The organism is Streptomyces diversicolor (assembly GCF_057537855.1).
The window spans coordinates 200,848-213,159 of record NZ_BAAJXA010000001.1; the positions used below are offsets into that span (position 1 = coordinate 200,848).

A 12,312-nucleotide genomic window follows, 5' to 3' on the forward strand; every position below is an offset into this window, starting at 1 on the left:
CCTCCTCCGTGCGACGAGGAAGCCGCCGCGATGCGGACCACGAGGGTTCCGACGACCTGTTCATACGTTCCCCCTTTCGAGCGTGGTGCCGGTGGTCGTCCGGCACCGTCGTGATCCCAGAACGTACGGTCCGAGCTGTGTGACCCGCGTCCCACAGGGGGTTGAACTCCCTTGCAGACCGGTGCAGTAGCCCTCCCGTTCCTACAACTTGCGGGGTACCGCGAAAGGTTGACGTCCGCCCGCCGGGGCCGGCGTTACGCTGCCACGGTGCGGATCCGCCCTGTCGCCGTCGACACGCTGATCGCCGCGGCGCTGGCCGGTGTGGCCCTGCTGCTGGGGCCGGAGGCCGCGCGGCAGGGGCAGCACCCGCTCGATGCGAGCGCGTATGCGCTGGTGGTCCTGGTCCACCTGCCGCTCGTGCCGCGCAGCCGGGCTCCCGTCGCGGTCTGCTGCCTCGTGCACGCGAGCTGGCTGGTGTACATCACCGCCGGCTACTGGCCCGTGGTGTGCAGCTTCGGCCCCATGCTCGCCGTCTACACGGTCGCCTCCCTGCGCCCCGTGGGCATCTCTGTGCCGTGTGCGGGCCTGATGGGCGGGGTCTGGATCTACGCGGGCGCGGTGAACCACACCGACGGCTGGCCGTCCGTCGTCGGTCAGGCGATCGTCTACCCGGCGGTGCTGTGGCGATTCGGCGTCGTCGCCCGCCGCTCTGCCGAACTGGCCCGGCAGCTACGCCGTGAACAGGCCGAGCGCGCCCGGCGCGAGGTCGCCGAGGAGCGCGGCAGGATCGCCCGCGAACTGCACGACGTGGTCGCCCACCACATGTCCGTGATCTCGGTGCAGACCGGTCTCGCCCGCTTCGTCTTCGACACCGACCACAACACCGCACGCACCGCGCTGGAGACCATCGACGCCACCGGCAAGGAGGCCCTTGAAGAACTGCGCCGCATGCTCATGGTGCTGCGTGCCGCCGACGACGGCGCCCCGGCCGCACCGATGCCGGACCTCACCCGTCTCGACGACATGGCCGAACGCGTCCGCACCGGCGGCGTTCCGGTCACCCTTGCCGTCGAGGGTACCCCGCGCCCGCTCGCTCCCGGCGTCGAACTGTGCGCCTACCGAGTGGTGCAAGAGGCGCTCACCAACGTGCTCAGACACGCACCCGGATCGTGTGCGGAAATACGGCTGAGGTATGAGCCGCATCAGGTGACCGTTTCGGTCACGGACGATGGAGAGGGGGTGATTTCGGACAGAGTACGAACCGGCGGCGGGCACGGCTTGATCGGCATGCGCGAACGGGCCAGGCTTTACGGCGGGCAGATCAGCATTGGCCCGCGGGACCAGGGCGGCTTCGCCGTACGGCTGACCTTGCCGACCTCCGCGCGGGCCGCGGCGCAGGGGGACGACGCGACCACATGACCACCGTGCTCGTCGTCGACGACCAGTTCCTCATCCGAGCCGGACTGGTCGGGCTGCTGCATGCCGCACCGGGCATCGAGGTGGTCGGCGAGGCGAGCGACGGCGCGGAGGCTGTGGCGCTCGCCGCCGAGACGGCCCCCGAGGTGATCCTCATGGACATCCGGATGCCCGGCATGAACGGCATCGACGCCACCGAACGCATCCTCGCCCAGGCCGCCGACCCCGCGCCCAGGATCCTCATGCTGACCACCTTCGACCTCGACGAGTACGTGTACGGTGCGCTGCGCGCCGGAGCGTGCGGGTTTCTCCTCAAGGACTCCGGCCCGGAACGGCTGCTCGCCGCGGTGGCCGCGGTCCGCGGTGGCGATGCGCTCTTCGCGCCCAGCGTCACTCGCCGCCTGATCGAGGCGTACGCGCGTCAGTCCGCGGGCCGGCAGCCCGTCGCCCTGAACGCGCTGACCTCCCGGGAGGTGGAGGTCCTGAAACTGATCGCACGTGGCCTGTCCAACCTGGAGATCGCCGGCCGCCTCTACATCAGTGAGGCGACCGTCAAGACCCACCTCAACCGCACGATGACCAAACTGGACCTGGCCAGCAGGGCGCAGGCGGTCGTGGTGGCGTACGAATCAGGGCTTGTGACCCCGGGCCGATAGCGGCGTCGGCGATGCCGGCGCGGGTTCACATCCTGTCGTCGCGACGGGAGAAAGTCGCAGGTCAGGGGCTCTCTTTGGAGGAGCCCAGGGCGCCGTGGCACGAGGGGCGGCTAGGTCTCGGTTTGTTTTACGTCGATGCCGAGGGCGGCCCACAGCTCCCGCTCCAGCTCGCTCGGCGGTGTCGTGCACGGGCGCTCCGGGTGCCAGGCCGGGGGCGTGTGCGGGGCTGCCGGCGGTTCGGCGCCCCGCTCCGGGCGGTCGGGGTCCGGGCCGGGGTCGGCGTAGTGGATGCCGGGCAGCGGTCCGACGGAGAAGGCGCCGAGCTGGATGAGCAGCTTCATCGCACCGGCGCCGGCCCTGCCGAGCCAGAACCTCAGCCTCATGCCGCCCCTCTCCTTTCGAGCCGGTCCCGTGGCCGCCCTGGGACGGCACCCGTCGGCGCCCAGGGTCGCCGCTCGCCCTGAAGCATTGCTTAAAGCGGGCCGCGCAATGCCGTGACCATGAAAAATTCATACCCCGGGGCAGCCAGATTCCCGGCCGAAATCATGATCGGCTAAGTGTCGGTGTAGCCGACAACGTGTCAGTGTTCCGGCAGGCGGAAGGAGCAGTGGCATGGAGATCGGGGTTCTCGGGCCGCTCGTGGTGAGCATCGACGGCACCTCCGTGGTGCCGAGCGCGGCCAAGCCGCGGCAGCTGCTCGCGCTGCTGGCGGTCAACGCGGGCTGGGACGTCAATGTGACGACCCTGACGGAGGAGCTGTGGGAGTCCAGACCCCCCAGCGGGCCCGCCGGAGTGGTACAGACCTATGTCAAGCAGTTGCGCCGGGCCATCGGGCACGCCCTGGGACCGGAGCACGCATGCGCGCCGAAAGAGGTGCTGAGCCGCGGCTACGCCGGATACGCGCTGAACATGCCGGCGCCCGTCCTGGAGGCCGACATCTTCCAGCAGCTCAGCGGGCGCGGCCTGCGGGCCCTGGAAGCGGGCGACGACGAGACGGCCGCGAAGCTGCTGGGGCGGGCGCTCGCCATGTGGCGCGGCCCGGTCCTCGCCGACGTACGCATCGGACCGGCGCTCCGCGTCGAGCTGCTGCGGCTTGAGGAGGCACGGCGCTCCGCGCTGGAGGGCCGCATCACCGCGGATCTGCGGCTCGGCAGACACGCCGAGGTGATCGGTGAACTCCTCGCGCTCACCGAGCGTTTCCCGCTCCAGGAGAGTCTGCACGCCCTGCTGATGCTGGCGCTCTACCGGTGTGGACGCTCATGGCAGGCGCTTGAGATTTTTCGGAAGCTACGCGCGTCGACCAGTCAGGAGCTGGGCATAGAGCCCTCTCTGCGCCTGCAGAAGCTGCATCGGGCGATCCTGGCCGCCGACCCCCGGCTCGACCTCACCGTGCCGAGTTTGGCGGCCTTTTAGCGGGCCGGGGCACCGTGGGGGCGCGTCGGCCGGGTCCGGCCCACCCGTCGTCGCACCGCGGACCCGGTCGGCCCGCTCACCCCTGGACGGAACCGAGACGGAGCACCATGACGCGATACCTGTCCCGGAAGCGCCCGGACGACGAACCCGGCCCCGCGACCCGGCTGTTCTGCTTCCCGTACGCGGGCGGCGGAGCCTCGGCGTACCGGCGATGGCAGCGCGGCCTCGACGCCCACGACGCCGGGGTACGGGTGCTGCCCGTGCAACTGCCCGGCCGCGAGGAACGGTTCGCCGAACCCAGGTTCACCGATCTGGACGCCCTCATCGACGACATGGACGCACAGCTCGACGAGGAGCTGTCCGCACCCCACATCCTCTACGGACACAGCATGGGGGCGCTCATCGCGTACGCGCTCACCCGGCGACGGCAGCGGCGCGGCGCGGCGCTGCCCCGGGCACTCGTGCTGAGCGCCTACCGCGCCCCGCACCTGCCGGCCCCGCCGATCGCCGACCCGGACGCCGGGGACGCGGAACTCGTCGCCGGCCTGGCGGCACTCGGCGGCATCCCGCAGACGCTGCTCGACCACCCCGAATTCCTCTCCGCGCTGCTCCCGGTGGCCCGCGACGACCTGCGGCTGTGTCTGCGCAGCCGCGCCGTGCCCACCGAGCCGCTGCGGGTGCCGCTGCACCTGTTCGCGGGACGCGGGGACCGGCTGGTCGGCGTGTCCGAGGTGGCAGCCTGGGGACGGCACGCGGGACGCGGCTGCGATCTGCGCACCATGCCCGGCGGGCACTTCTTCGTCAGATCCGACGAGGGAGCCTTCCTGGCCGAACTCGCCTCCCTGACACGCCGGTACGCCACGGAGCGGGTCGCGGCGTGACGGACGGTCACCGCGACCGCGGCGGGCCGGTCGTGAGAATCTCACGCACCGGTCATTTACCCGTCATACCGGGGCCATGGCGGCGTCCCTGCCGCCCGCTTGCGTTCCGTCGGCCCCGAGGACCGGCAAACGGCGGGCACATCGGCCCGTCCACGACCACCGCCGCGCGGCCGCCGTGCCGTCCCGAGCCCGTACGGAACCACCGAACCCCCCGCGAAAGGAAACACCTCCCGTGCCACACCACGCCGCCGAAGGCGCCCCGAGGAGTCCCGCCCCGCCGCAGTTCCGCGTCGCCTGGGGGGTGCTGGCCGCCCTCCTGCTGATCTGGCTGGTGTTCGAGACGGCGAAGTACGGCGGCTGGGTGATCGTCGCCGCCGTCGCCGGTGTCGTCGTACCCGACCTCTCCTTCCTCGCCGGGATCACCGGCCCGCACGAGCACGGCCGGATGCCGCGCAGGGCCGTTCCCCTCTACAACCTGCTGCACCGGCCCGTCGTCGCCGTCGTCGTCATGCTCGCCTGTCTGATCCCGGACTCCTCTGCCGTCGCCGTCCCGCTGTTCAACTTCGGTCTGGCCTGGCTGGTGCACATCGCCGCGGACCGGGCCCTCGGGTTCGGGCTGCGCGGCGCGGACGGCCGGCCCCGCTGATCCGCGCCCGCGGGGCGCTTTGGTGCCGCGCAAGGCCCCGCTGCGAGGCTCGTCCGGGTTCCCGGCCGCGCCTCGCGCCGGGCGGCGGCCCCTCGCAGCACCGCACCCAAGTAACCGCTGAGCACCTGTTGCCGGAGGAAACGCATGGACACGACGGACACGACGCACGGCGGGCCGCAGACCGGCCGGCCCCTCATGGACTACCCGTTCCACCGCCCTTCGGCCGTCGAAGTACCCCCCGTCTACGAGGAGTTGCGGGCCAAGTGCCCCGTCGCCCATGTCCGGCTGCCCAGCGGCGACGAGGGCTATGTGGTGACCCGCTACGACGATGTGCGCACCGTGCTCGCCGACGCCAGGTTCAGCCGGGCCGCCACCATCGCACCCGACGCGCCCCAGTTGACCACCACGCCTCCGGTGCCGGGCAGCCTGTTCACCACGGACCCGCCCGAGCACACCCGGCTGCGCAGGCTCGTCTCACGGGAGTTCACCGCCCGCCGGGTGCAGAACATGCGGCCCCGGATCCAGGAACTCACCGACGCGCTCCTCGACGAGATGGAGAAGCAGGGCGGGCCGGTCGACCTCAACACGGCGCTGGCCTTCCCGCTGCCGGTGATGGTGATCTGCGAACTGCTCGGTGTGCCCTTCGAGGACCGCGACCGCTTCCGCGAGTGGTCCGACGCCTTCGTCTCGCTGACCGCGCACACCCCGGAGGAGACCGCCGCCCAGCGCCAGCAGATGATCGAGTACCTGGCGGCACTCGTCGGGCGCAAGCGGGAGGAGCCGACGGACGACCTGATGGGGGCGCTCGTCGCCGCCCACGACGAGGAGGGCAGCCTCAACGAGTTCGAGCTGATCGTCATGGCGGCGACCATCCTCGTCGCCGGCCACGAGACCACCGTCAGCATGATCGGCAAGATCGTGCTGACCCTGCTGCGCCACCCGGAGCACCTGGCCACGCTGCGCGAGCACCCCGAGATGATCGACCACGCCATCGAGGAGCTGCTGCGGGTCAACCCGATCGGCGACGGCGGACCGCTGCGGATCACCCTGGAGGACGTGGAGATCGGCGGCACCGTCATCCCCAAGGGCAGCGCGGTGCTGGCGGCGGTGTGCTCCGCCAACCAGGACCCCGCGCGCTTCCCCGGCGCCGGGGCCGACGAGTTCGACCCCACCCGGCCGGAGGCCGTCCACCACGTCGCGTTCGGCCACGGCCCGCACTTCTGCGTGGGCGCGGCGCTGGCCAGGGCGGAGCTGCAGATCGTCGTCACCTCGCTGCTGAACCGGTTCCCCGGGCTGCGGCTCGCGGAGGACGTCGAGGCGCTGGAGCTGACGACCGGAATGATGGTCCACGGCCTGACCCGCCTGCCCGTCACCTGGTGACACCCCCCACGACCACCGGCTGACGCCAGGCCGCCGGCCCACCCCACCACCCCGAGCACGGCGGCGACCGGCCGACGCGCCTGCCCTGCCCTGCCGGGCTGGGTGCGGCGGCGGCTGGATGGCCGGTCGGCGTGGCTGCCTTGCCCGGGTCGGGTGTGGTGGCGTCGGGGTGGTGGTTGGGGGTGCTGGGCCGGGTGCTGTGGCCGGGTGGCGGGCCAACCCGCTGGTCGGGGCGTGGCGGTGGCCGGTCGCTGTGGGGCGGCTCGGTTCGTTGGTGCGGTGTCTTGACCGCGCGGTCCCTGCACGCGCGCGGTCTTCGCATGCGCGCGGTGCGCGGTCTTTGCGTGCGTGTGGTCCGCGCACGCGGTCGTTTCGGTGCGTGCGGGCTCGGGGGCGTTCGGGCAGGGGGAGGGCCCGGCCGTACGGTTTCGTACGGGCCGGGGCCTTGGTGTGCGGTACGGGGCCGGTCGGCGTCCGTGGGACCGGGGGCGTCGGCCTGATGCTCAACCGGCCCCGACGGCCACCGGGCAGGTGCCGAGCCGTCGGTCAGACGCGGGCGGTCGGGGACTGTGCCTCCACGGCGTGCGGTCCCGGTCGCTGCAACTGGAAGTACGCGCCTGACAGCACCCGCTCCTTCAGCTTCTGGCTGCGGTCGACCACCCGGTACAGCGAGCGGCGCGCCACACCGCCGGCGCCGTGCAGCGCGAACAGCCTCTCCTGGCGCAGTTGCAGACCGCGCGACGTGGCGACCGACTCCTCCCGTGCCCGCTGGAACCGCGCGCCCGCCTGAAGCAGCGCCCCCTCGTCCCCGCCCGCGTCGAACGCCTCGCGCAGCAGCGGGGCCAGCGTCACCCCGTCGATGATCGCGTGATTGACACCCTGCCCGAGGATCGGCGTCAGCGTGTGCGCCGCGTCGCCGATCAGCACCAGACCCGGCATGGACCAGCGCGGCACCACCGTGGTGAAGATGTCCAGCATCGAGGTGTCGGACCAGGACCGGATCTGTGAGCGCACCGACTCGGCCAGCTCCGGAGCGAGCCGGTCCAGCCGCTCGTACAGCGCGGGCAGACCCTCGGCGCGCAGCTCCTTCAGCCCGCCCTTCGGGATGTTGAAGCCGACGCGCACACTGTCCGGGTGGGTCGGGATGAACAGCCCGTGGTGGTCCCCGCGGATCCGGATCCGGTACGTGCGGTCGTCCCACTCGGTGGGGAACGGCAGCTTCAGCCACACCACGTCACGGTCCAGCGGCAGCTTCGTGTACGACAGCCCCGACATCTCGCGGACCTTGCTGAACCGGCCGTCCGCCGCCACCGTGAGCGCCGCGCGCACCGTCAGCTCGCCCTCCGGGGTGCGCGCCGCCACCCCCGTGACCGGGCCGCGCTCGCCGTCGGCGCGCAGCAGCCGGGTGGCCGTCGCCCGGCGCACCAGGGTGAAGTGCTCCGGGTGCTCCTCCTGCCCGAGCGCCGCGAGGGCCGAGAGCAGCGCGGGCTGGGGCAGCTCCACCGGATAGGGGTGCGGGTACCGGAAGCGGCGGAAGTCGGCGCGCAGCACCGTGCTGCCGGAGTCGACGATCTCCATTCTGTGCATCTGCTGGTAGGCGCCGCCCAGCCGGCCGAGGACGCCCAGGCTGTCCAGCAGCCACACCGAGTCGGGGGAGACCGACTCGCCCCGGAACGACCGGTCGAAGTGACCGCTCTGCTCCAGAACCACGACGGAGACCGAACGCCTGGCGAGTTCCACGGCCAGGGTGAGTCCCGCCGGACCTCCTCCGACCACACACACGTCCGCGGTCAGCTCAGTTGTCGTCATCGGTGCTGCCTTTCCGAAGGAGTCATCCTCCACCGATGGTCCGCAGCCCGCCTAAAGCAGCTCTTGCGGGCGCTGCGCGCGCCCCTGCACGCCCCCTGCCCGTGCCCTGCCCGCTCGCCCGGGCGCAAGCCCGTCTTTAGGGCCGGGGCACAAGCTCCCAAGCGCCCGCCCGCCCCGCAGAGAGGCGAACCGACCGTGAGCACAGCAGTGACGACGTCCGACCCGGAGCGCACCGGCCCCGCCGGCCCCCTCGACCGGCTGCGCGCGCTGTACGGCGAGCGACGGCTCGCCGCCGAGTACCCGGCGGTGCCCGGACTGCTCGCCGAACTCGCCGAGCCGGACGACGGATTCGCCCAGCTGTCCCGCGCGGGCCGGCTGCTCGCCAAGGTCGCCCCCGAGGACATCGTGGCGGCGCACCCCGGCATCGTGCCCGCCACCGTCGCCGTCACCGGACACGGCACCCTGGACGCGCTGACCGCGTCGCTCACCGCGGAACTCGCCCGGCACGGCGTCCCGTTGCGGCTGAGCGCCGCCGACCACGACGCCTGGCTGCGCGACGTGCAGGACACCGGAAGCCACCTGTACGCGCCCGGCACCGAACTCGCCCTGTGCCTGCTCGACGCCCAGATCGTCTTCGACGAACTGCCGCTGCCCTGGCGGGCGGACGACGTCGCCGAGGCCGCCGCCGGCACACTCGAACTGCTCGACCGGCTCGCCGCCCGCTACGACGAACACGGCACCGGCACGCTCGTACTCAACACCCTGCCGCTGCTGCCCCAGCACACCCGGCAACTGGTCGACCACCGTTCCCGTACCGAACTGTCCATTCTCTGGCGGGAGTTCAATGCCGGTCTGCTGCGGCTTGCCGCCCCGCACCCGCGGCTGCACGTCGTCGACCTGGAGCCGCTGATCGCCGACGGCGGACCGGTGCGCGATGCGCGGCTCGCCGCCTACGCGCAGGTGCACCTGGGCGAGGGGGTGCTCGCCGGCTACGCGCGGGAGGCGGGCCATCTGCTGCGCACCCTGCGCGGCCGGGCCAAGAAGGTGCTCGTCCTGGACCTCGACAACACCCTGTGGGACGGCGTCCTCGGCGACGACGGACCCGACGGGATCGCCGCCGCCACCACCTACCGCGGCGCGGCCTTCGGCCGGTTCCAGCGGGTCGTCAAGCAGATCGGCAGCCAGGGCGTCCTGCTCGCGGTGTGCAGCAAGAACGACCGCGAGCCGGTGCTCGACGTGCTCCGCGACCATCCCGACATGACCCTGCGGGAGGCCGACTTCGTGCGGATCAGCGCCGACTGGGAACCCAAGGACGGCACCATCCGCGCCATCGCCGCCCGTCTCAATCTCGGCACCGACAGCTTCGTGTTCGCCGACGACTCGCCCTTCGAACGCGGACTCGTCGCCGCCACGCTCCCCGAGGTCGCGGTGATCGCGCTGGACGAGGAACCGGCGCTGCACATCGACCGGTTGCTCGCCGACGGCTGGTTCGACGTGCGGGAACTGACCGCCGAGGACCGGGGCCGCGCCGTGCAGTACCGCCAGGAGGCGGAACGGCAGGACCTGCGGCAGGCCGCGGGCTCGATGGAGGAGTACCTGCGCGCCCTCGACGTGCGGGTCGAGGTGGCCCCGGTGCGCGACCACGAGGTGGCCCGGGTCGCCCAGATCACCCTGCGCACCAACCAGTTCAACCTCACCACCCGCCGGCTCCAGGTGCCCGACGTCCGCGAACGGCTCGACTCCCCGGACCATCTGGTGCTCGCCGTGCGCTCCCGCGACCGCTTCGGCGACAACGGAGTCGTCGGCGCCCTGTTCGCGCACCGGGAGGACGAGGCCCTGCGCATCGACAACATGCTGCTCAGCTGCCGGGTGTTCGCCCGCGGTATCGAGCAGGCCGCCGTCGCCGCGCTGCTGGCGCACGCGGCGGACTCGGGCGCCGCCGAGGTACGCGCCGGCTACCGGCCCACCGCCAAGAACCACAAGGTGCGCGACTTCTACCCGTCGCTCGGCTTCGAGCGGGCCGCCGAATCACCGGACGGCACCGTCGAGTTCAGGCATCCGCTGACCGAACTGCCGGACGTACCCGGGCATGTGGGTCTCGACGCGGACTTCCGGGCCGGTACCGGCTGACCTGAACAGGGGCGGGCCCTCGGCCCGGTCACTGAAGGACGGACCGCCGTCCAACGGCCACCGGGTGCCCGGAACGCACAAGCGTCTCCTTAGTGCCCCGGACGACGATCGTGATGTCAGAGCAACCCGTGCCGGCGCCACGCCAGCGGAACTCGCAGAGGTCGGAGAAAGACGTTGACGAACTTCCGGACCTTCACGGAACTGGTTCTGGAACGCACCGAAGCCCGCAGCGCCGCGGATGCCTTCATCTTCCTGCCCGACGACGCCCGCGGCTCGGTGCCGCAGCACCTCAGCTTCGCGGGGCTCGACCAGGAGGCGCGCCGGGTCGCCTCCTGGCTCCAGGAGCGCGGGGCCGCGAACCGCCAGGTGCTGCTGCTCTACCCGGCGGGCCTGGACTTCATCAAGGCGTTCACGGCCTGCCTGTACGCCGGTGCCGTCGCCGTGCCAGGGCCGCTGCCCACCGAGCAGGGCCAGCACTTCTCCCGGGTGTCGGGCATTCTGCGCGACGCCGAGGCGTGCGCCGTGCTCACCGACTCGGCGCACGCCCCCGAGATCTCCGCCTGGCTCGCCGCGGAGGGCTTCACCGATGTGCCGTGCCTGGCCACCGACGATCCGGCCCAGGGCGCCGCGGACGCCTGGCACGCCCCCGCCCTCACCCCGGACAGCCTCGCCTTCCTGCAGTACACCTCCGGCTCGACCAGCGATCCCAAGGGCGTCGTGGTCTCGCACCGCAATCTGCTCGCCAACGAGGCGGCGATCCAGCGGTCCATCGGCACCGGCCCGCAGACCGTGTGCGGGGGCTGGCTGCCCTTCTACCACGACATGGGCCTGATCGGGCACATCCTGCACCCGCTCTATCTGGGCATCCCCGCCGTGCTGATGGCGCCCTTCACCTTCCTCAAGCGGCCCGTGCGCTGGCTGAAGATGGTCGGCGACTACAAGATCACCACCGGCGGCGGCCCCAACTTCGCGTACGACCTGTGTGTGCGCAGGGTCACCGACGCACAGCTCCAGACGCTCGACCTGTCCTCCTGGACGACCGCCTGCAACGGCGCCGAACCGGTCCGGGCCGAGACCGTCCGTGCCTTCACCGAGCGTTTCGCGCCCGCGGGCTTCCGGTCCGAGGCGTTCTTCCCCTGCTACGGCATGGCCGAGACGACCCTGCTGGTCTCCGGCATCCCGCGCGGCGCCGCGCCCCGTGTGCTCGACGTCGACGCCGAGGCCCTGGAGCGCGGCGAACTCGCCGACCCGCGTGCGGACCGGCCCACCCGTTCCCTCGTCAGCAGCGGGGTCGTGCGGGACTTCGAGGTCCGCGTCGTCGACCCGGAGACCCGCGTCGAGCGGCCCGCGGGAGGCGTCGGCGAGATCTGGCTCAAGGGTGACAGCGTCGCCTGCGGCTACTGGAAGCGGCCGCGGACCAGCGAGGAGATCTTCGACGCGGCGATCTGTGACGCCACCGGCGAGGACGGCGGCGGCTGGCTGCGCACCGGGGACATGGGCGTCCTGCGGGACGGACAGCTCTATGTCACCGGCCGGCTCAAGGAGATGGTCATCCTCGCGGGCCGCAACCTCTACCCGCAGGACGTCGAACGCGCCGTCCAGTCCGTGGACCCGGCCTTCGGCACCGGCGCGGGCGCCGTCTTCGCCGTCGAGAGCGACCGCGAACACCTGGTGGCGGTCCAGGAGGTCCGCCCCGGCGCGGTCGCCGGCGACCTGCGCACCCTCGCCTCCGGCGTGCAGAGCTTCATCGGCAAGGAGTTCAGCGTCCCGGCCGGCAACATCCTGCTGGTCCGCCCCGGAACGGTACGCAAGACCACCAGCGGCAAGATCCAGCGGACCCTGATGCGCAAGCTGTTCCTGGAGGGCCGGATCACCGCGCTGTACGAGGCACTGGAGCCGGCCGTGCGCGAACTGATCGCCCCCGCCGAGGCCGGCCCGGCCGCCGGCGCCGCCGCCGAGTCCCTGGAATCGGTGGTCTGAC

General features: G+C 72.2%; 10 protein-coding genes. 8 read left to right on the forward strand and 2 right to left on the reverse strand.

Annotation, left to right across the window (positions count from 1 at the left end):
- Positions 1–267: 267 nt before the first annotated feature.
- Both AC27LF_RS00795 and AC27LF_RS00800 read left to right on the forward strand, forming a co-directional pair.
- Positions 268–1,419, forward strand: coding sequence for a sensor histidine kinase (locus tag AC27LF_RS00795; RefSeq protein ID WP_479657987.1), 1,152 nt, complete (start codon positions 268–270; stop codon positions 1,417–1,419).
- Positions 1,416–2,072, forward strand: coding sequence for a response regulator (locus AC27LF_RS00800; RefSeq protein ID WP_479657986.1), 657 nt, complete (start codon positions 1,416–1,418; stop codon positions 2,070–2,072). Before AC27LF_RS00795 ends, AC27LF_RS00800 begins: the two co-directional genes overlap by 4 nt.
- Positions 2,073–2,182: 110 nt before the next feature.
- Here the strand turns inward: AC27LF_RS00800 and AC27LF_RS00805 are convergent, their stop codons facing one another.
- Positions 2,183–2,455: a hypothetical protein gene (locus AC27LF_RS00805; RefSeq protein WP_479657985.1), complete on the reverse strand. Its 273-nt coding sequence runs from the start codon at positions 2,453–2,455 to the stop codon at positions 2,183–2,185.
- A 229-nt stretch (positions 2,456–2,684) separates the two neighbouring features.
- Between AC27LF_RS00805 and AC27LF_RS00810 the strand changes: the two genes are divergently transcribed.
- The 4 genes from AC27LF_RS00810 (at position 2,685) to AC27LF_RS00825 (ending at position 6,392) form a co-directional block, all read left to right on the forward strand.
- Positions 2,685–3,485 (forward strand): AfsR/SARP family transcriptional regulator, encoded by an 801-nt coding sequence (locus tag AC27LF_RS00810; protein ID WP_479657984.1) that lies wholly within the window; start codon positions 2,685–2,687, stop codon positions 3,483–3,485.
- 107 nt (positions 3,486–3,592) lie between these two features.
- Positions 3,593–4,366 (forward strand): thioesterase II family protein, encoded by a 774-nt coding sequence (locus AC27LF_RS00815; RefSeq protein ID WP_479657983.1) that lies wholly within the window; start codon positions 3,593–3,595, stop codon positions 4,364–4,366.
- 232 nt (positions 4,367–4,598) lie between these two features.
- Positions 4,599–5,012 (forward strand): DUF4260 family protein, encoded by a 414-nt coding sequence (locus AC27LF_RS00820; protein WP_479657982.1) that lies wholly within the window; start codon positions 4,599–4,601, stop codon positions 5,010–5,012.
- Positions 5,013–5,156: 144 nt separating this feature from the next.
- Positions 5,157–6,392 carry a cytochrome P450 gene (locus AC27LF_RS00825; protein ID WP_479657981.1) on the forward strand — a complete coding sequence of 412 codons (1,236 nt, stop codon included), beginning with the start codon at positions 5,157–5,159 and terminating at the stop codon, positions 6,390–6,392.
- 546 nt (positions 6,393–6,938) lie between these two features.
- Here AC27LF_RS00825 and AC27LF_RS00830 read toward each other — a convergent pair.
- Positions 6,939–8,201 carry an FAD-dependent oxidoreductase gene (locus AC27LF_RS00830; protein ID WP_479657980.1) on the reverse strand — a complete coding sequence of 421 codons (1,263 nt, stop codon included), beginning with the start codon at positions 8,199–8,201 and terminating at the stop codon, positions 6,939–6,941.
- A 195-nt stretch (positions 8,202–8,396) separates the two neighbouring features.
- Here AC27LF_RS00830 and AC27LF_RS00835 point away from each other — a divergent pair, with 195 nt between their 5' ends.
- Together AC27LF_RS00835 and AC27LF_RS00840 are read left to right on the forward strand one after the other, a co-directional pair.
- The gene (locus AC27LF_RS00835; protein WP_479657979.1) at positions 8,397–10,331 is read left to right on the forward strand and encodes an HAD-IIIC family phosphatase; all 1,935 of its coding nucleotides are present in this window, start codon (positions 8,397–8,399) and stop codon (positions 10,329–10,331) included.
- Positions 10,332–10,505: 174 nt separating this feature from the next.
- Complete coding sequence (locus tag AC27LF_RS00840; protein WP_479657978.1) at positions 10,506–12,311, forward strand: fatty acyl-AMP ligase; 1,806 nt, start codon at positions 10,506–10,508, stop codon at positions 12,309–12,311.
- Position 12,312 lies beyond the last annotated feature (1 nt).

Coding starts and splice junctions, on each gene's coding strand:
- AC27LF_RS00800 (WP_479657986.1), top strand. CDS start 1,416: ATGACCACCGTGCTCGTCGTCGACGACCAGTTCCTCATCCGAGCCGGA.
- AC27LF_RS00805 (WP_479657985.1), bottom strand. CDS start 2,455: ATGAGGCTGAGGTTCTGGCTCGGCAGGGCCGGCGCCGGTGCGATGAAG.
- AC27LF_RS00810 (WP_479657984.1), top strand. CDS start 2,685: ATGGAGATCGGGGTTCTCGGGCCGCTCGTGGTGAGCATCGACGGCACC.
- AC27LF_RS00815 (WP_479657983.1), top strand. CDS start 3,593: ATGACGCGATACCTGTCCCGGAAGCGCCCGGACGACGAACCCGGCCCC.
- AC27LF_RS00825 (WP_479657981.1), top strand. CDS start 5,157: ATGGACACGACGGACACGACGCACGGCGGGCCGCAGACCGGCCGGCCC.
- AC27LF_RS00830 (WP_479657980.1), bottom strand. CDS start 8,201: ATGACGACAACTGAGCTGACCGCGGACGTGTGTGTGGTCGGAGGAGGT.